Consider the following 19704-nt stretch of genomic DNA (forward strand, 5'->3'; position numbering starts at 1 on the left):
TGGTTGATAAGGAGTTCATACGGGACTCCTTTCTATTTTTAGCCCAGCGTATAAAAGAAAACCCCAGCCAAAGGCCAGGGTTTTTATATGTGTAGAGTAGGGTGCCTATTATTCTTTAGGCCCTTCTTCTTTCTTTTTACTTGCTCTTTTCTTCTTCGCTTTTAACGTCAAAGCTTCACCTTCTCCACTGTAATCAGCAATAAGGGTATCGCCTTCATTCACACTCCCTTTCAGGATTTCTTCGGCAATTTGATCTTCCAAATATTTCTGAATTGCTCTGTTCAAAGGTCTGGCACCAAACTGAGGATCAAAACCTTTATCGGCCAAGAAATCTTTGGCTTTTTCAGTCAACTCAATTTTATATCCCATCTCTTCAACACGAGCGAACAACTTCGCGAGCGTAATGTCGATGATTTTGTGAATGTCTTCTCTTCCCAAAGAATTGAAAATAATCACATCATCCAAACGGTTTAAAAACTCAGGGCTGAAAGTCTTTTTCAATGCACGTTGGATCGTGTCCTTCATCACTGAATCTTCATTCTCCTTTCTTGTCTGTGTACTGAAACCTATTCCAGAACCGAAATCCTTCAAATCACGCACTCCAATATTTGAAGTCATAATAATGATGGTGTTTCTAAAATCCACTTTTCGGCCCAAGCCATCAGTAAGAATACCATCATCCAATACCTGCAATAGAATATTGAAAACGTCTGGGTGTGCTTTTTCTATTTCATCTAGCAACACTACAGAGTAAGGTTTTCTTCTCACTTTTTCAGTAAGCTGCCCACCTTCTTCATAACCCACATAGCCCGGAGGCGCTCCTACCAAACGAGACACAGAGAATTTCTCCATGTACTCACTCATGTCTATTCTTACCAAAGAATCCTCTTTGTCGAATAAATAGGTGGAAAGCTTTTTCGCCAATTCTGTTTTACCTACACCCGTTGGGCCTAAGAAAACAAATGATCCGATTGGTTTCCCTGGATCTTTCAATCCAACTCTGGTACGCTGAATCGCTTTGGTCAATTTGGCAATTGCCTCGTCCTGACCAATCACACGCTTCTTCAATTGTTCGCCCATTCCCACCAGTTTCGACTGCTCTTTTTGAGCAATACGTTTTGTAGGAATTCCTGTCATCATTGCGATAACTTCGGCTACATTTTCTTCATCAACAGTATAGCGTTTGGCTTTACTTTCGTCTTCCCATTTGGCCTTAGCTCTGTCAAGCTGGTCAATGAGTTTCTTTTCTTTATCTCTTAACTGAGCAGCCTCTTCGTACTTCTGACTTTTAACTACTCGGTTTTTCTCCTTCTTAATATCCTCAATGGCAGCCTCCAAAGTAACAATATCATCTGGCACATGGATATTGTTGATATGTACTCTCGCACCTGCTTCATCTAAAACGTCTATGGCCTTATCAGGCAGAAAACGATCAGAAATGTAGCGATCAGAAAGCGCAACACAGGCCTTAATGGCTTCCGGAGTATAATTCACATGGTGATGCTCTTCATACTTTTCTTTGATGTTATCAAGGATCATAACAGTTTCTTCTACCGTAGTAGGGTCTACCATAACCTGCTGAAAACGTCTGGCCAAAGCACCATCTTTCTCAATGTACTGACGGTACTCATCTAGAGTTGTCGCCCCAATGCATTGAATTTCGCCACGGGCTAAAGCCGGTTTGAACATGTTGGAAGCATCTAGCGACCCCGAGGCCCCACCTGCACCAACAATCGTATGTAGTTCATCAATAAACAGAATCACTTCAGGAGACTTTTCAAGCTCGTTCATCACGGCTTTCATTCGTTCTTCAAACTGACCTCTGTATTTGGTTCCAGCCACAAGAGATGCCAAATCAAGCGTCACCACTCTTTTATTAAATAGTATTCTCGACACCTTCTTCTGAATAATTCTTAAAGCCAAACCTTCGGCAATGGCAGATTTACCAACACCTGGTTCTCCAATAAGAATTGGATTGTTCTTTTTTCTTCTACTCAAAATCTGAGCGACTCGCTCAATTTCTTTCTCTCTACCAACAATAGGGTCGAGTTTATCTTCTTCCGCATATTTAGTCAAATCACGACCGAAGTTATCGAGCACGGGTGTGCGAGACTTCTCGGTTCCTTTTTGCCCTGGTTTGTCAGAAGAAGCTCCTGCCCCACCTCCAAACATTTTTGAAGAATCATCATCTGAGTCGTCTGTGTCAGACGAAGCTAATGGTGTATCACTGTCTGTCTGGTATTCTAGCATTTCCTTGACCACCTCGTAGTTCACATCAAATTTCTCTAAGATCTGAGTAGCAATATTGTCTTCATCTCTTAAAATAGACAACAACAAATGCTCAGTACCAATCAATTGGCTCTTAAATATTTTTGCTTCTAGGTAAGTGATTTTGAGCACTTTCTCTGACTGACGGGTAAGCGGAATATTTGCCAAATTTTTGACATTATGATTGGCCGTACCTTTGGTAGCACGTTCCACCGATTCTCGCAACTCTTCCAGCGAAGTACCAAGCTTTTTCAAGATACTCACTGCAATGCCTTCTCCTTCTCTGATCATTCCCAACAAAAGGTGCTCTGTGCCTATGTAATCATGGCCTAAACGGAGCGCCTCTTCACGGCTCAACGAAATGACTTCTTTTACTCTATTCGAAAATTTAGCTTCCATTTATTCCTTTCTGAATGGCTTGTTCTAATAATTATAGGATAGATCAATATAGTATTTTCTAGTAATGATCTACCACAAAACGTAATCAAATCACTATTTGTTCTCTAATGTAACAATTGACCTTTTTAAAACCTCTATGGCTTCTGGCCCTGTACAAAACAAAAGGTCTAAGATATTAAGGTTAGAAACAAAGTTACTGCCAAATATTTGTTGGTAGGGTTTAGGAGCGAACCAAGACAGTTCGGAAATAGGCTTTCTTGGATGAATATCACCCCTCATATCCGTTAAATCGGGTTTATCCTTTTCATCAAGGTTTTCTTCCCAAAACACAGGTGTGTCAATTTGCAGAAACTTAAGACACATTGTCAGTAGTGACTTGTTGAGGTTGAATAAATGGCTTGACTCAGCATACAGAATAGCCTTAAATTCTTCTGAATAGAAATCAAAGAAGGGGGATTTACCATAAGCAGACTGAATGGCACGCCAATGATTATTCATCCATTTTTCATGATAATCTATTTTCACTTCTTGAATTGGGATCCTTTTATTAGCGCCAAACACAGGCACTGACAAGTCAAGCGGTCCGTTGGCAGTTAAAATGGTGCTTCTATTTAAATATGTTCTTTTTTCAAACCTCCCTTGACTCGCAATAGAGATTTCATCTGCTTTATAGATAGCAGCAAAATACGCAACGCTTGGCAAGTAGTGTAAATCGAGTAAAATGCTCTGCATCAAAACAACCCTTCTACTTCTCCCAAACCTTCTCTAATAATTTCGAACTGGTCGTTAGAGCAATCAATAACGGTAGAAGGCACGTTGCCCCCATACCCCCCATCAATTACGATATCCACTAAGTTTTCATACTTCTCGAAAATTAAGCTTGGGTCGGTTGAATATTCAATCACATCATCTTCTCCTTGAATTGAAGAAGTAATGATTGGCCTTCCTAATTCTTTCACTAAAAGGCGCGGAATACTATTGTTAGGCACCCTAATACCTACCGTTTTCTTTTTAGCGTTCAAAATTTTTGGTACGCTGCTATTAGAGTTCAAAATAAACGTGTAAGGACCAGGAAGCACCTTTTTCATGACTTTGAACACAGGAGTACTAAGCTGCTTTACGTATTCAGAAATTTCACTCAAGTCGTAACAAATGAACGATAGGTTCTGTGGTTTTACGTTTTTTATTTTACAAACTCGCTCTACAGCTTTGGTATTCGAGAAATCACAGCCAATACCATATACCGTATCAGTTGGATAAATAATCACCCCACCATCTCTCAAAACCGACACTATGTAATCGATTTTTTCCTGTTCAGGGTTTTCAGGATAAATTCTTATTAACTCGGCTTGCATTAGTATTCATTTAACGAATCGAAGTTATGACAAAAACCCTATTTTTGTAACCCAATGAAGAAAAGAAAGATTTTCCTATTAGCCATGGTGGTGTTTTCAGTAATGCTCACCTCCTTTAGTTTTTACTTCTACCAAGTGTTTTATGGCGCCAATATTCTAATTGAGCGAGAAAACACAACCGTTACCATTCACTATGGTGAAAGTTTTGATGAGGTGCGCAACAAGTTTTATGATGCTCAAGTAATCAACGATGTAATCTCCTTCAGCTTTGTTTCGAAAACTTTAGGTTATCAGGATGCAGTAAAACCTGGCGTATATTATCTAAAGACAGGCATGTCGAATATTGAAACGGTAAGAATGCTCAGGGCTGGAGACCAAATCCCTGTTAGAATCACTTTCAATAATGTAAGGTTGAAATCCGAACTGGCTGATAAAATCACCGACAATACGGGTATTGAACCAGAGGTATTTGAAGCACTTTTAAATGATGATGCTTTTTTAGCTGACTATGGAGTGAATTCAGAAAATGTAATGACATTGTTTTTGCCCAACACTTATGAAGTGTATTGGACGATTAAAGCCGAGGAGCTTTTTTCCAAAATGGCAGAAGAACACAAGAAATTCTGGACAGCCGACCGTGTTGCAAAAGCAAAAGCACTAGACTTAACTCCTGTTCAAGTGTCAGTTTTAGCCTCTATTGTTCAAGCCGAAAGTATCAAAAATGACGAGCGACCAACAATTGCGGGGCTTTACCTCAACCGCCTTGAAAGAAATATCGCACTTCAGGCCGACCCAACATTGGTATTTGCTTTGGGCGATTTCACTATTCAAAGGGTGCTGAATGAACATAAGAGAGTTCAAAGCCCATATAACACCTATTTAAATAGAGGTTTACCTCCAGGGCCAATCAACTTACCAACGATATCTTCCATAGATGCAGTACTGAATTACGAAAAGCATGATTATATTTATATGTGCGCCAAAGAAGATTTTTCCGGGTATCACAGGTTTGCAAAAACATTGGTACAGCACAATAAGAATGCAGCCTTATTCCAAAGAGCACTCAACGAAAGAAGAATATTCAGATAATGTACACTGCTTCCACCCAAATCAGGGTAAGATATGCCGAAACCGACCAAATGTCTTATGTCTATTATGGCAACTATGCTATGTATTACGAAGTAGCAAGAGTTGAGGCATTGAAAAAAATCGGGTTCAGTTATGGAAAATTAGAAAAAGCAGGGATTATGATGCCTGTTCATGAAAACTATAGCAAATATCATAATCCAGCCAAGTATGATCAGCTGCTCACCATTCAAGTAACCGTACCAGAAATACCTAAGGTAAGAATGCGCTTCAATTACGAAATACGAAATGAACAGAATGAACTTATTAATGAGGGTATGACTTCGTTGGTTTTCGTAAATATGGAATCCAATAAGCTGACCAAGGCACCAAAAGAATTAGTTCAGGTATTAGAACCCTATTTCGATGAAAAGTAGGATTCTTAAGTTTGTGTTTGAAAACAAGTACTACCTGAAACTGGTCGCCTTTCTCCAGAAGATCAAGCTGGGGAAAGATAAAATTGGTCTTTATGACGCTATCCTTATCTTTATTAGGAAGATGTCTAATGACGAAATTCTAGATCGCGCTAATGGCGTTGCCTTTAGTTTCACCATGGCCATTTTCCCAGCGATCATTTTCCTTTTTACTTTAACACCATATATACAAACCTTCTTTCCCGAACTCACCAACAATGAGATTATTGGATTTTTGAAAGACATTCTGCCTTCAAATTTATACAACGCAGCAGAAACGACAATCCATGACATTATTGGTAAACAGCGTGGCGGACTCCTCTCCATTGGTTTTATTCTTACGCTGATTTTATCTACAAATGGCATGGCCTCATTGATGAGTGCCTTCAATGCATGCTATAAAACCAATGAAACTAGGGGCTTTTTCTCCGTAAGGTTCATCGCTACCATATTAATTTTCATTCTTGCGCTATCTTTTATCATATCCATTGCACTCCTAATTGTAGGGCAACAAATGATCCAAGACTCGGAAATAAGATCCATTATAAATGATAACATTTCAGTAGATTTGGTCTTTATTTTGAGGTTCGTTTTCCTTTACCTTATCTTTCAAATTGCCATATCATCCATTTACTATTTAGCACCTGCTATTCACGAAAAGTGGCATTTCCTGAGTATAGGATCAGTATTTTCAACATTAGCCATTATCGTTTCTTCATTTGGATTCTCTTATTACGTCAACAATTTTGGGAACTATAATAAGCTTTATGGTTCCATTGGAGCGCTACTCGTTTTAATGCTATGGTTGTTCATAATTTCCCTAATTCTACTGGTAGGTTTCGAGATGAATGCCGCTATTGATAAGGCCAAAATGGAAATTCGGGAAGCAAATGATAAATAATTTTGCCTAGGCTATTTGCAAAAATAAAATTACCACTATCTTTGCAGTCCCAAACGGGAGATCACACACAGAGGAGTGGCAGAGTGGTCGAATGCGGCGGTCTTGAAAACCGTTGTACCGCGAGGTACCGGGGGTTCGAATCCCTCCTCCTCTGCACTATTAAGGGTCCGTTCGTCTAGGGGTTAGGACACTGGGTTTTCATCTCAGCAACAGGGGTTCGATTCCCCTACGGACTACTTCAAAAAGCTCAGCAAATGCTGGGCTTTTTTTGTTTTAATTGCCTTATGTTGAATATCCCGGGGAGCCTCCCTACAAGCTGGCTCAATTCTAAATTCTTCCAGCGGAAGAATTCTTAACGAATTGCCCTCCTACGGACTACTTCAAAAAGCTCAGCAAATGCTGGGCTTTTTTGTTTTTAACCCCTTCATATTGAATACTTCGGGAAACCCACATTAAAACCTGGAGCAACTTAGATTGAGATCTTTTTGTGCCTTTTCGACAAAGAGTAATTGTTTATTTTTAACTAGATCGAAAGAATTTTAGCGATTCTAAACTCGTCAGCATCAATTTTCTTAATGGTTTTAACGGCTTCGTTAATGGGCGTATAGACTACGTTACTATTTACCACGCCAACCATAACATTTGATTCACCATTTAACAAGCCCTCAACAGCAGCCACGCCTAAACGGCTGGCCAATACCCTATCAGAAGTAGTAGGGGAACCACCTCGCTGTAAATGCCCTAAAACGGAAACGCGAATATCAAAATAATCTAGCTGAGCTTTTACTTTGGCTGCTATTTCATAAGCAGAACCAAGCTTACAGCCTTCTGCCACAATTACAATGTTAGAAGCCTTTTGATTGGAGGCTCCTCTTTGAAGTCTTCTGATCAAATCATCAATTCCCCAATTATGCTCTGGCAATAACATCGCCACGGCACCACCACTTATTCCAGAATTTACGGCAATAAAACCAGCATCACGCCCCATGACTTCTACGAAGAACAGCCTTTCGTGAGAAGAAGCTGTATCTCTTATTTTATCAATAGCTTCAGTAGCAGTATTGCATGCCGTATCATACCCAATTGTAAAGTCTGTTCCTGCCAAGTCATTATCAATAGTGCCTGGAATTCCTAAAACAGGCACATCATATTCCTGACTAAACACATCGGCACCAGTGAACGAACCGTCACCACCAATCACCACTAAGGCATCTAGATCATTTACTTTGAAATTTTCATAGGCCTTGGCCCTCCCTTCTTTTGTTCTGAACTCATCACTTCTAGCGGAAAGTAGGAACGTGCCTCCACGACTTAGAATATTAGATACTGAGCGCACTTGAAGCTGCTCTATGTCTCCATTAATAAGGCCATCATAACCCTTATAGAATCCATAGACATCGAGGTTATAATAGACACTAGACCTTACAACTGCCCTAACAGCCGCGTTCATTCCTGGTGCATCGCCCCCTGAGGTTAAAACAGCAATTTTCTTGATGTTGGCTTTCATACTATTCATTCAATAGAGTTTCTAAATCTAAGTGATGCTCAAATAAAAAGGTGACCCTTTCGAATCACCTTAAATATAAGTTCAATATGTTTAATTCTTTTAAACTCCTTCAGCTACTACTTCTCTTACATCATTAGGAAGCATTCTTTTTAGTAAGTTCTCAATACCTGACTTTAAGGTAACCGCTGAGGCTGGGCAGCCACTGCAAGAACCTTGAAGATTCACCTTCACCACTCCATCATTGAAAGAAGCGAAGCCAATGGCTCCACCGTCTTGTTCTACTGCTGGGCGGATATATTCGTCCAAAATACCTTTGATTTGTTTTACTACTTCAGAATCGTTTTCATCAAACAATGGATCTTTATCCAACTCCTGAAGAATCAAAGGCTTCTCGTTCTCCAAATATGGCTTAATTACATTTTTAACCTCGTTCTGAATTTCCGGCCATTCAACCGATTCAGACTTAGTCACTGTAATGAAGTTACTCATGTAGAATACTCTTTCAACCGAAGGAATATTGAGTAATTCTTGGGCCAAAGGAGAATCCTTTGCCGACTCCATATCTGGATAATCAAAACTAACGCCCTCTTGTAGAAGCATAAAATTCACCACAAATTTCATTGAATTTGGGTTAGGGTTAGCCTCCATGTATATGTTTACCGCTTTCATATCTAACTGTCTAGTCCTTTTGAACTACAAAGGTAATCGAAAAGTTTCTCAGTCTTCCTTTAATTCGTTTTCAGATTTAGCAACTAAGGTGGCTACCGTGGCATCACCCGTTACATTCACCACCGTTCTTAACATATCTAAAGGTCTATCTACAGGGAAAATAATAGCGATCCATGCTGGATTCAAGCCAACAGATTGAAGTACGACTACCATCATTACGATACCAGCGCTTGGCACTGCTGCCGAACCGATTGAAGCTAAAGTAGCAGTAAGGACAATTGTAAGCTGTTGTGTTATAGATAAATCTACCATGTGCATTTGCGCCATAAACACAACCGCTACTGCTTGATACAAACTCGTACCATCCATATTAACTGTTGCTCCGATAGGCAAAACAAAGCTCGAAACGTTTTTAGATACCCCTAGATTATCTTCAACACACTCCATAGTCACCGGCAAAGTTGCTGCACTAGAACTGGTTGAGAAGGCTAAGAATTGAGCCGGACTGATCTTTTGAAAGAATTTTCTATAAGTAAGACTCTTAACGAAAGTCTTAACAATAAGCGGGTAGAATATAAAAATCAAGAAAAGCAGACCTAATACTAGCGTTACGGAATAAGACGCGAGGCCTTTAAATATTTCCAAAACCTCTCCTGGTGTATCCGCCATTTTGGAGATTACCCCCGCAAGCAAGGCAAAAACAAAGAATGGCGCAGACTTCATAATGATGTCTACCATTTTAAGGAACACCTCGTTGGTTGCATCAACGAAACTCTTTAAACCAACTGCTTTTTCGTCTGGCACCAGGGCCAAACAGACCCCGAAGAATATCGCAAAGAATATTACTTGTAGCATTAACTTATCATTGGAAAGGGATAAGATGATGTTCTGAGGCACCATATCAACTAAAAATGACAACGGCCCTTCATCTTTCTTCTCTAAGGCGGTTGCTTTCTTTTCCTCAACTAGTTTCTTTTCGGCTTCAGTCATTTCCTGTCGGAAATCAAGCCCATTATACTTAGGGTCATCTAAGTAATGCTTTCCATCCAAAATTTCAACTCCATCTGTAGCTGAAACCCATTCTTCATACTGTAGACGGTTCTTAATTCTTTGCTCTTCATCTATAAAATCCCCAGGCCTAATTACGTTCACTAACACTAGACCAATACCTACGGCAAAAACAGTGGTTACTAGGTAGAACGAAAGCGTTTTACCACCCATTCGGCCTAATTTAGACATGTCTTTTAAACCAGAAATACCACCAATGATTGAAAACAACACCAATGGTACAGCGATGTATTTCAACATTCTAATAAAAATCTGCCCGAAAGGATCGATCCAATTCGTGGTAAATTCATTCCAGCCTAAAGCACTTGATATAAATGCCCATATAACACCAGCCAAAAGGCCAATCATTATTTTGACATGAAGAGGAAGCTTTTTCATATAAAACGGGGATAGTCTAAATTCGATTAGTCACGCTAATTAGCAAATAATCAGCAATTACCAAAGCGGCCATTGCTTCAACAATAGGCACCGCACGTGGTACCACACAAGGATCATGGCGACCTTTACCCTCAACGGTAACAGTACCTCCATCTTCATTGATGCTCTCTTGATCAGTCATGATTGTGGCAACGGGCTTAAAGGCTACATTGAAGTAGATATCTTGTCCATTAGATATGCCACCCTGTATGCCGCCAGAGTAGTTAGTTCTGGTTTTCACCACGTTATTGTCCATATAAAAGGCATCGTTATGTTCCGATCCATTCAATTTTATACCTTCAAAACCACTCCCATACTCAAAGCCTTTTACCGCATTAATAGATAGCATGGCTTTGCCAATTTCGGCATGAAGTTTATCGAAAACCGGCTCTCCCAAACCAGCTGGAACACCCTGAATTACCCCAGTAACAATTCCACCAATGGTATCACGGTTTTTACGAGTTTGGTCAATTAACTCAATCATTTTCTCGGCCATTTCTGCATCGGGGCAACGAAGAATGTTGTCTTCGGTTTTTGTAAGGTCGAGCTGAGTATAGTCTTTATCCAGTTTCAAGCTCCCTACTTGAGATACATAAGCATAAAATGAAATCTTATGATGTCTGAGGAAGATCTTGGCAACGGCTCCAGCCGCAACCCTGGCAACTGTTTCTCTTGCAGAGCTTCTTCCTCCACCTCTATAATCACGAATGCCATACTTTGTCTGAAAAGTATAATCGGCATGCGATGGACGGAATTTATCTGCTATATGAGAGTAGTCTTTGCTCTTCTGATCTTGATTTCGGATGATAATACTAATCGGTGTTCCAGTAGACTTCCCTTCAAAAACACCGGATACAATTTCAAACTCGTCTGCTTCTTTACGTTGTGTCGTAATTTTTGACTGTCCAGGTTTTCTCCTGTCAAGTTCTGACTGAATAAATGCTTCATCAATAAGCAAACCCGCTGGGCAGCCATCAATGATTACACCCAAGGCCTTTCCGTGAGATTCACCGTAGGTATGGATTCTGAAAAGATTACCGAAAGTATTGCCCATTTATTTTTTAAAGTAGATGAAACCCGCGCCTGCGAACATAGCCAATATTAAAATATTGGCAAGGACTTGCATGGTCTTATCTTCGGTCAAACTTTCTAAATTATTTGATTTATCCTCAATGGAGTCATAAAATGAACCCAAATCAACCGAAGAAATTGAGATGTTCTTTTTGCTTTCTCCTGTTACCTCAAATTTCACTTCAGATTTAAGGGTATCATATTTCGCTGTTTTCGGATTGAAGTACACCCAACTGAAATAGTCCTCCATATTATACTCACCGGGTTCGTTTGGCAAACCATAGTAGGTGAATTTTTTCGACCCCGTTACTTTGCTATTATTACGGTTTATATCTTGACTCACATCTGGAGGGTAAAATTCAATGGATTTATTGTCAGGAATTTTCGGTCCACTAATTCCAGAAATATTCCCTTCTCCATAAATTCCAAAGGAATACTCAAAGCTACCGCCAGTTTCGAGCTTTTTCTTGCTCATTTTTTCATCTAAAAAGAACTCACCAACGGCAACAGCATCTTTAAGAGGGTGAGGGGGCAAAGCTTTCACCTTCACTGTCTTCTCCTTAGAGTAGAAGGTTTTAAAGTCCTCTTTTCTATCTCTCCCAAAAAACGAAGGAGATTTGGCCACTTGGTACTTAATCATTTCAAATGGCACAGAAGGGAAAACTATCGGATCAAGGTTGAGCGGAAAATAAGTGGCTCTATAAATTTTATACCTAATATATCCCTTTCCACCAACATTTACCTTTTCCCCAGTAATGCTCTCAATATTAAAATTCTCTTCCCAGCTATTGGTAGGGCGCAGGGTTTTAAGTACTTCCGACAATTGAGTACCAGGGTCATTAAATTGCAAAGGTGCTCTATTATCTTCAGCTACATAAAAGGCAAAAGTCGCTGTAAAGCCTTCTCCCACATAAACTTCGTCCTTATCTGTAGTTAGAGCTAAAAACGCATCTTCTTTCACCTCCACAAATTCAGGGTCCTTTTCTTCTCCAAACAGGTTATCAAAGGTATTATGGCCGTATGTTGTTCTATTACTATTTCTTCTGGTTTCAACCGGAGGAGTAATCTTAATTTTCTTTCCTTTTGAGGAGATCGCTACTCCATTCACATCAATAGTAAAATCCTCTAATTGATACGTACCCTCTTCTAAAGGAAGGTAGCGCTGAATAATACTCTGAGAGGAACTCACCTGCCCGTTTATTATATTGGTACTGCTACTAGAAGAGGTTCCTCTTTTGGCAAACCCATCAATATTTGGAAAATCTGTATACGATTTCAGTTTACCATCCAACACGGTTACCTTAATCGTAAAAAGCTGATTGAGGCCTACTTCGTCTGGCCCTAATTCAATAGAAGTTGATTGTGCTTTTGCCACCCAACCAAAGCATATGAGACAGGCGACAAGAATGAATTTTGAACTGGTAATTCTCATGTCAATTTATTATATTCGCTTCTCCTCAAACGAAGAGGTTTTAAATATAATTTAAATTTTTGGGGTAACTAAATCCTAATCGCTTCGTTCGTGATTATGTGCGAAAGGCACAATAGATTTATAACCAATTAAACGATCTTGACATGTTGGAATATTTCAAAACGATCCTCGCGAAGGTGAGCTTCGATAAGAAGCTATTTGAAAAAGAGTTGAGAAAGGCTATTCACTCCGTCATCGGAGAAGAATTAGAAGAATTAAAACGTTGGTGCTATGCAAAATTTGGGCACTTATACGGAAATGTTCTCGAAGAACAGTTTTTACTCGCAGGATAAAATCATTTAATCACACCGCCCGTTGCCGCCTTAGCAATGGGCTATTTTTTTGCCATTTTTATATTCCTTTTTAACCCTTCAATCTTTGTTCTTTTTACTGCTGAACCCTTAAAAACAACCCTAAAAACCTCCTCCGTTAAATCTTGCCAATTATTGTTAAATAATTCTAATAGCTCATTTTTAGGACGAAAGGCAGCCTCTGAATGGGGTTTTGAGAAGCGATTCCAAGGACAAACCTCTTGGCAGATATCGCAACCGAAAATCCAGTTGCCCATTTTGCCTTGAAAACTATCTGGAATCTGATCCTTAAGTTCAATGGTCAGGTAAGAAATGCACTTGTTCGCGTTTACTTCATAAGGTGTAATGGCATCTGTCGGACAAGCGTCTATACAACGGGTGCAGGTGCCACAATAGTCCTTAATTGGGCCATCGGGCTCAAGTTCTAAATCAATAATTAGTTCGGCTAAAAAGAAGTAGCTGCCTTGCCCTTTATTAATCAGCAGCGTGTTTTTCCCCAACCAACCCAAACCACTTTTAGCCGCCCATTGGCGTTCCATTACGGGAGCCGAATCCACAAACACGCGCCCCTCCACTTCGCCAATTTCTTCCTTTAAAACTGACATGAAGGTTTTCAGCCGATCTTTAATCACAAAGTGGTAATCCTCTCCATAAGCGTACTTAGCCAGTTTCAAATGCGCTGGATGTTCTTCGGACAAATCCTTTTCTGGATAGTAATTGTAGAGTAATGAAACAACAGATTTAGCACCAGGCACCAGTTTACTTGGGTCAAGCCGTTTATCGAAATGGTTTTCCATATAACTCATTTCTCCATGATTGCCCCTCTTTAACCATGCCTCCAAGCGCGGGGCTTCATCAGCCAAAAACTCTGCTTTGGAAATACCACAGAAATCAAAGCCTAGTTTATGGGCCGTTTGCTTGATTATGGCAGTATTTTTTGAAATGTTTTGCAAATGTTTTATGTGTTGAATTTTTATGCGGTTACCTCTAGCGTATTGTCACCTCCCTACCCTCCTCTGCTCCTTAGGCTTCGGGCGCAAGAGAAAGGAGGGAATACTTTGTTAGTTTAAGTCAGGCTTTTCCACAAAACAATCAATCGCCTTTTGCTCCAAAACCTTAATATCACCTCGAAACCATTCCCCTCTCGAGAGGGGCTAGGGGTGTGTTGTTAAGACACCATAAATCCTAACTAAGCATCAAACAAACTACCTGTTTGCCCACCAGGAGGTTTAATACTTAAATGTTTATAGGCCAATTCTGTTGCTTCGCGGCCGCGGGAGGTACGCTTAAGATAGCCTTCTTGAATCAAAAATGGCTCGTAAACTTCTTCTATGGTTTCGGCCTCCTCACCCACTGCTGTGGCAATGGTAGAAAGACCCACTGGTCCACCTTTGAATTTCTCAATAATAGTGAGCAAAATACGATTGTCCATTTCATCCAACCCATGCGAATCAACATCCAAAGCGTTCAATGCCATTTCGCTTATGGCTTTGGTGATGGTTCCAGTCCCTTTTATTTGAGCAAAATCCCTTGTTCTGCGTAGAAGGTTGTTCGCAATACGTGGAGTTCCTCTGCTTCTTCGGGCAATTTCATAGGCCGCATCATCATCAATAGGCGTATTCAATATTTCGGCCGATCGTTGGACAATGGTGGTCAGTAGTTTCGCATCGTAATATTCCAGTCTGGCATTGATCCCGAAACGCGCACGTAATGGTGATGTCAATAAACCCGACCTTGTGGTGGCTCCAATTAAAGTAAATGGTTCCAATGAAATTTGAACTGAACGCGCATTTGGCCCCGAATCAAGCATGATGTCGATGCGGTAATCTTCCATAGCGGAATACAGGTATTCTTCCACAATTGGATTCAGCCTGTGGATTTCATCGATAAAAAGCACATCACCATGCTCCAAATTGGTCAGTAAACCGGCCAAATCGCCAGGTTTATCAAGCACAGGGCCAGAAGTAATCTTTAAGTCAGACTTAAGCTCATTGGCGATAATGTGAGACAGGGTGGTTTTACCCAAGCCTGGGGGTCCATGTAACAACACATGATCCAAAGGCTCTGACCGTCCCTTGGCTGCCAAAACGAATATTTTTAAGTTCTCAACAATTTTGTGCTGTCCCGTAAAATCTTCAAAACTCAGCGGCCTCAGTGCTCGCTCAATATCCTTTTCTTCAGGGTTGAGATTTTCATCTTCAGCATTTAAATAGTCTTCGCGCATTCACCAATCTTTTTGCTAAGATAGCAGTTAGTTTTTTTCACTTAATCAATCTTTTACTCTTTAACCTTACATCAAGGAAAAGCACTCATTATCTTTGCTCAAATTTTGAGACAATGGACAAGAATCAAAGGTCTAGAATATACCTACTCGTGTTAGTAATTGCAATTTTTGTGGTTTGGAAATACCGCGAGAGTCAAAAACCAAAAATGGTATTGGTTCAAGGTACCACAATGGGCGTTATTGCTTACAACATAAAGTATATTGACGAAGACCTCAGAAACTTCAAAAAGGAAATTGATTCACTTTTAATAGACTTCAATCAATCCCTTTCTACTTACATCCCTGATTCTGAAATTTCAACCTTTAATAAAGATGGAAAGGTGACTTTCAGCTTCCCCTACTTTTCAGAAGTACTCATCGCCAGCCAGGAAGTGTATAAAGCATCCGGAGGCTATTTCGACCCAACCGTTGGCCCATTGGTAGATGCTTGGGGTTTTGGTGATGGCAAAAGTGTTACTTTGGACAGCGGCCAAGTAGATTCAGTATTGAAATATGTAGGCTTTGAAAAAGTGAGTTTCACTAGCGAAGAAGTATTCAAAACCATTCCAGAACTGAAGCTTAACTTTTCAGCCATAGCCAAGGGGCAAGCGATTGATGTTGTTGCAGAATATTTAATGAAGCAAGGAATCCAAAACTTCATGGTTGAAATTGGTGGCGAAGTGCGAGCGAAAGGAAAAAACGACATTGGTGAAACTTGGACGATTGGAATTGAGGTACCCGATGAAAATCGAGTTGGTGGTGTTTTCGATGCCATTCAATTGGAAGACCATGGAATGGCCACTTCAGGAAACTATCGTAATTATAAAATTGTAGACGGGAAAAAAGTAGCCCATACCATTGACCCAAAAACGGGTTACCCTAAAATGATCACGCTTTTGAGCGCAACCATAGTCGCCCCTACCTGCATGTATGCCGATGCTTATGCTACCGCATCAATGGCCATGGGATTAGACAAAGCGAAAGCAATGGTAGAAAGTAACTCAAGCTTGGAAGCCTACTTTATTTATTCTGACCAAGATGGAAATACGCAAACCTATATCTCCCCTGGCCTAAAGGGAAAAACCATAAACGAACAATAAGTAGCCGGCCTCGCGGAACTATTTCAATGAAAATTCGATTTTCTTTATCATATTTGCAATGTTGTTGCATTAACGATTTTTAGGTTTGCTGATAAACGTCACCATTTTACTGCTCTGCGCACTTGTTCCAGGCCTGTTCATTTTAGGGAATGCAACTTTTAGCGACACTAAAATTCGCTATTTTCTTGTTTTTGCTGGTGCTTACTTGTTTTCTGTAACTGTAATTCACCTTATCCCAGATTTATTTATGAGTGGAGAAGATCCATTCAATCTTGGTCTATATATCCTTATTGGGTTCTTTATTCAGAAAATATTAGAAAATTTTTCCAGCGGAGTGGAGCATGGACATATCCATGTTCATACCAAAGTACCTGTCACTTATTTATTGATTGCCCTTGTCCTTCATTCCTTTTTAGAAGGTTCTATTCTAACGGATTCGTTGCACTCTAACCACACCCCGGATTCAGTGTATAGCCATGGCAGTTCTCCTAAAATATTACTTGGTATTGTAATGCACAAAATACCGGCCTCATTGGCGTTAATGGCATTATTGGTAGCTCAACTTAAAAACAAGTACAAGGCTTTTGGTTTGCTGTTCATCTTTGCCATCAGTTCTCCTTTGGGTTTAATTACCTCTGAGTATTTTAGCCATTCCAACTTATTGCCCGAGAAATACTTGATCATTTTCTTTGCGGTAGTCGCTGGTAGTTTCCTTCAAATTTCGACCACTATTTTTATAGAAAGTGACCCACATCACAAACTTGACTGGAAAAGATTTTCGGTTTCTTTGGTGGGTGCGGGAGCAGCAGTTTTGGCGCAGTTGATGATTTAATTTACGGATGCTTCACCCCAGTCAAGAGCATTTCAATTGTCTTTTGTAAACGCTTGGCTTTCGTTTCTTCACGTTTTGCTGTATCAATCCATCGGGCGTATTCTTTACGGTTGGTATAGGAGAGCGAATTATAAAAAGCTTCGGCTTTGGGGTAAACTTTGAATTCGGCTTTCAATGCCTCAGGTACTTCAACCACTCTTTTTTCGGTATCCTTTTGAACGGTTACAGTGACTGTATCTCCATGACCTTTACCAATAGCAGCCCTAACATCATTCCTTAAAATCAAAATATGGCCAGTACCCATATTGGCGATAGATCCGCGATATGGCTCTCCATCAAAAGTGGCCTTCACCTTCACTTGACCTTTCGTGCCAAACTCTTCTTCCACACTAAATGGAAGTGAAATACAGGCCGCTTCTGGCCATTTCTCTCCTCCATTTTGGATGACAGCTTCGAACTCATAAATTTTTTCGCTCATGATTTACGGCTTTCACCAAATCTACAATTCCGCAACTAGAATAGAAAACCTCTTTCAGTTAAGCGCATAAATGATTAAAATGGGCTGTAAATTCAGCAATCATGAGCGACAGAATCCACAGCCTTAGCGGTTATATGCACGAATACCAAAAGAGTGTTCAAGATCCAGAGTCTTTTTGGGCAAGAATTGCCGATTCTTTCCATTGGAGGAAAAAATGGGATAAGGTTGTGGAATGGAATTTTGAAACGCCAGACGTAAAATGGTTCGTAAATGGAAAGCTGAATATTACCGAGAATATTTTAGACCGTCACCTTTATACCCGAGGCGACCAAGCGGCCATTATTTGGGAACCGAATGACCCCAACGAAGAGCACATCACCCTCACCTATAAAGAACTTCACGCCAAGGTATGCCAGTTTGCCAACGCCATAAAGGCCAAAGGAGTTGGTAAAGGCGACCGTGTAATTATTTATATGCCCATGGTACCAGAAGCCGCCATTGCTATGTTGGCTTGTGCGCGGGTGGGTGCTGTTCATTCCATTGTATTTGCTGGCTTCTCGGCCAATGCGTTAAGCGACCGTATTAATGACTGCCAAGCCAAAATGGTCATTACATCGGATGGTAACTTCAGAGGCAACAAACAGATTCCTGTGAAAGATGTGGTGGACGAAGCTTTGGAAAAGTGCGATTCTGTTGAAACCGTAATTAGTTTAAAAAGAACTGGGCAGCAGGTTGAGATGACTGAAGGCCGAGACATTTGGTGGCACGATGCCATTGAAGGCGTTTCTTCCGAAAACAAGGCAGAGGAAATGGATTCGGAAGACATGCTCTTCATCCTCTATACTTCTGGCTCGACAGGACAGCCCAAAGGTGTGGTGCACACCTGCGGTGGCTATATGATCTACACCGCCTATTCTTTTCAAAATGTGTTTCAATACAACCAAGGCGATGTCTATTGGTGCACAGCCGATGTCGGCTGGATCACAGGCCACTCTTACATTGTATATGGGCCGTTATTGGCAGGTGCTACTTCCATCATGTTCGAAGGTGTGCCTACTTTTCCTGATGCCGGCCGATTCTGGGCCATTTGCGACAAACATCAAGTCAATCAGTTTTATACTGCGCCAACAGCCATCAGGGCTTTGCAAGCCTATGGCACCGAACCGATTGAACCATATAAACTAGATTCATTAAAAGTGTTGGGTTCTGTAGGTGAACCTATCAACGAAGAGGCTTGGCATTGGTATCATGACCACATAGGAAAAGGGAAATGCCCAATCGTAGATACCTGGTGGCAAACCGAAACGGGTGGAATTATGATTTCGCCTTTGGCAGGAGTTACACCAACCAAGCCCGCTTATGCCACTTTACCACTACCGGGAGTTCAACTCGTGATTTTAGACAATGAAGGAAACGAACTAAAAGGCAATTCAGTAGAAGGAAATCTTTGCATCAAGTTCCCTTGGCCCTCTATGCTTCGCACCACTTATGGCGACCACGACCGCTGCAAGCAAACTTACTTCTCTACTTTCCCTAACCATTACTTTACTGGCGATGGTGTTAAAAGAGATGAAGATGGCTACTACAGAATTCTAGGTCGAGTGGACGATGTGATTAATGTTTCTGGACATAGAATGGGCACGGCCGAAGTTGAAAATGCCATTAACGAGCATCCAAAAGTCATTGAGTCTGCCGTGGTAGGTTATCCGCACGATATTAAAGGACAAGGGATTTACGCCTTTGTGATTTGCGATATGGAAGGCCGATCTGAGGAAGGATTGATCAAGGAAATCAAAGAGACGGTTACCAAAATTATTGGACCAATTGCTAGGCCTGACAAGGTACAGATTGTACCAGGCTTACCTAAAACTCGATCGGGCAAAATTATGCGTAGAATCCTGAGAAAGATAGCCTCGGGTGACGGTGCTAACTTAGGAGATATCTCAACGCTGTTCAACCCAGAAGTGGTAGAAGTAATTAAGGAAGGGGCGAATAAGTAAACAGAAATCAGGGATCAGTGTATTAGTTAAGAATGAAATCCTTGGTTAAGAATTTC

General features: G+C 40.6%; 18 protein-coding genes and 2 tRNA genes. 9 read left to right on the forward strand and 11 right to left on the reverse strand.

Annotation, left to right across the window (positions count from 1 at the left end):
- Nucleotides 1-108 precede the first annotated feature (108 nt).
- The 3 genes from AWN68_RS04945 to AWN68_RS04955 all read right to left on the reverse strand — a co-directional run bounded on the left by AWN68_RS04945 (nucleotide 109) and on the right by AWN68_RS04955 (nucleotide 4022).
- Complete coding sequence (locus tag AWN68_RS04945; protein ID WP_068412268.1) at nucleotides 109-2667, reverse strand: ATP-dependent Clp protease ATP-binding subunit; 2559 nt, start codon at nucleotides 2665-2667, stop codon at nucleotides 109-111.
- A 93-nt stretch (nucleotides 2668-2760) separates the two neighbouring features.
- Nucleotides 2761-3399: a WbqC family protein gene (locus tag AWN68_RS04950; RefSeq protein ID WP_068412269.1), complete on the reverse strand. Its 639-nt coding sequence runs from the start codon at nucleotides 3397-3399 to the stop codon at nucleotides 2761-2763.
- Nucleotides 3399-4022 carry an L-threonylcarbamoyladenylate synthase gene (locus tag AWN68_RS04955; protein ID WP_068412270.1) on the reverse strand — a complete coding sequence of 208 codons (624 nt, stop codon included), beginning with the start codon at nucleotides 4020-4022 and terminating at the stop codon, nucleotides 3399-3401. The genes AWN68_RS04950 and AWN68_RS04955 overlap by 1 nt, the downstream gene beginning before the upstream one ends.
- A 54-nt stretch (nucleotides 4023-4076) precedes the next feature.
- On the opposite strand from AWN68_RS04955, the gene mltG reads away from it, so the two are divergent.
- From mltG to AWN68_RS04980, 5 genes are all read left to right on the forward strand, one after another.
- Nucleotides 4077-5111, forward strand: coding sequence for an endolytic transglycosylase MltG (mltG, locus tag AWN68_RS04960; protein WP_068412273.1), 1035 nt, complete (start codon nucleotides 4077-4079; stop codon nucleotides 5109-5111).
- Nucleotides 5111-5524 carry an acyl-CoA thioesterase gene (locus tag AWN68_RS04965; protein WP_068412276.1) on the forward strand — a complete coding sequence of 138 codons (414 nt, stop codon included), beginning with the start codon at nucleotides 5111-5113 and terminating at the stop codon, nucleotides 5522-5524. The genes mltG and AWN68_RS04965 overlap by 1 nt, the downstream gene beginning before the upstream one ends.
- Entirely contained in the window at nucleotides 5514-6461 is a 948-nt protein-coding gene (locus AWN68_RS04970; RefSeq protein WP_068412279.1) for a YihY/virulence factor BrkB family protein, read from the forward strand. The genes AWN68_RS04965 and AWN68_RS04970 overlap by 11 nt, the downstream gene beginning before the upstream one ends.
- 69 nt (nucleotides 6462-6530) lie before the next feature.
- Nucleotides 6531-6615: transfer RNA gene (locus AWN68_RS04975), tRNA-Ser, on the forward strand.
- Between the two features lie 10 nt (nucleotides 6616-6625).
- A tRNA-Glu gene (locus AWN68_RS04980) sits at nucleotides 6626-6697 on the forward strand.
- A gap of 287 nt (nucleotides 6698-6984) precedes the next feature.
- Here AWN68_RS04980 and pfkA read toward each other — a convergent pair.
- The 5 genes from pfkA to AWN68_RS05005 all read right to left on the reverse strand — a co-directional run bounded on the left by pfkA (nucleotide 6985) and on the right by AWN68_RS05005 (nucleotide 12625).
- Complete coding sequence (gene pfkA, locus AWN68_RS04985; RefSeq protein ID WP_394330274.1) at nucleotides 6985-7977, reverse strand: 6-phosphofructokinase; 993 nt, start codon at nucleotides 7975-7977, stop codon at nucleotides 6985-6987.
- A 90-nt stretch (nucleotides 7978-8067) separates the two neighbouring features.
- A complete protein-coding gene (locus AWN68_RS04990; protein WP_068412280.1) occupies nucleotides 8068-8637 on the reverse strand; it encodes a NifU family protein in 570 nt (189 codons plus the stop codon).
- A gap of 48 nt (nucleotides 8638-8685) precedes the next feature.
- Entirely contained in the window at nucleotides 8686-10083 is a 1398-nt protein-coding gene (locus tag AWN68_RS04995) for a dicarboxylate/amino acid:cation symporter (RefSeq protein WP_068412281.1), read from the reverse strand.
- A gap of 16 nt (nucleotides 10084-10099) precedes the next feature.
- On the reverse strand, nucleotides 10100-11176 hold the full coding sequence (aroC, locus tag AWN68_RS05000) for a chorismate synthase (RefSeq protein ID WP_068412283.1): 1077 nt from the start codon (nucleotides 11174-11176) through the stop codon (nucleotides 10100-10102).
- Nucleotides 11177-12625, reverse strand: coding sequence for a BatD family protein (locus AWN68_RS05005; protein WP_068412286.1), 1449 nt, complete (start codon nucleotides 12623-12625; stop codon nucleotides 11177-11179). It lies immediately after the preceding gene.
- A gap of 143 nt (nucleotides 12626-12768) precedes the next feature.
- Between AWN68_RS05005 and AWN68_RS05010 the strand changes: the two genes are divergently transcribed.
- Nucleotides 12769-12957: a hypothetical protein gene (locus AWN68_RS05010; RefSeq protein ID WP_068412289.1), complete on the forward strand. Its 189-nt coding sequence runs from the start codon at nucleotides 12769-12771 to the stop codon at nucleotides 12955-12957.
- Between the two features lie 41 nt (nucleotides 12958-12998).
- On the opposite strand, the gene queG is transcribed toward AWN68_RS05010, so the two are convergent.
- Complete coding sequence (gene queG, locus AWN68_RS05015; protein WP_068412290.1) at nucleotides 12999-13928, reverse strand: tRNA epoxyqueuosine(34) reductase QueG; 930 nt, start codon at nucleotides 13926-13928, stop codon at nucleotides 12999-13001.
- Between the two features lie 236 nt (nucleotides 13929-14164).
- Nucleotides 14165-15199, reverse strand: coding sequence for a Holliday junction branch migration DNA helicase RuvB (gene ruvB / locus AWN68_RS05020; protein WP_068412291.1), 1035 nt, complete (start codon nucleotides 15197-15199; stop codon nucleotides 14165-14167).
- Nucleotides 15200-15312: 113 nt separating this feature from the next.
- Here ruvB and AWN68_RS05025 point away from each other — a divergent pair, with 113 nt between their 5' ends.
- Nucleotides 15313-16338, forward strand: coding sequence for an FAD:protein FMN transferase (locus AWN68_RS05025; protein WP_068412292.1), 1026 nt, complete (start codon nucleotides 15313-15315; stop codon nucleotides 16336-16338).
- Between the two features lie 85 nt (nucleotides 16339-16423).
- Nucleotides 16424-17170 carry a ZIP family metal transporter gene (locus AWN68_RS05030; protein ID WP_068412293.1) on the forward strand — a complete coding sequence of 249 codons (747 nt, stop codon included), beginning with the start codon at nucleotides 16424-16426 and terminating at the stop codon, nucleotides 17168-17170.
- A 1-nt stretch (nucleotide 17171) separates the two neighbouring features.
- On the opposite strand, the gene AWN68_RS05035 is transcribed toward AWN68_RS05030, so the two are convergent.
- Complete coding sequence (locus AWN68_RS05035; protein ID WP_068412295.1) at nucleotides 17172-17648, reverse strand: YdeI/OmpD-associated family protein; 477 nt, start codon at nucleotides 17646-17648, stop codon at nucleotides 17172-17174.
- Between the two features lie 101 nt (nucleotides 17649-17749).
- On the opposite strand from AWN68_RS05035, the gene acs reads away from it, so the two are divergent.
- Nucleotides 17750-19648, forward strand: a complete 1899-nt coding sequence (acs, locus tag AWN68_RS05040) for an acetate--CoA ligase (RefSeq protein ID WP_068412300.1) — start codon at nucleotides 17750-17752, stop codon at nucleotides 19646-19648.
- Nucleotides 19649-19704 lie beyond the last annotated feature (56 nt).

The organism is Roseivirga echinicomitans (genome assembly GCF_001592935.1).
Classification (GTDB): Bacteria; Bacteroidota; Bacteroidia; order Cytophagales; family Cyclobacteriaceae; genus Roseivirga; species Roseivirga echinicomitans.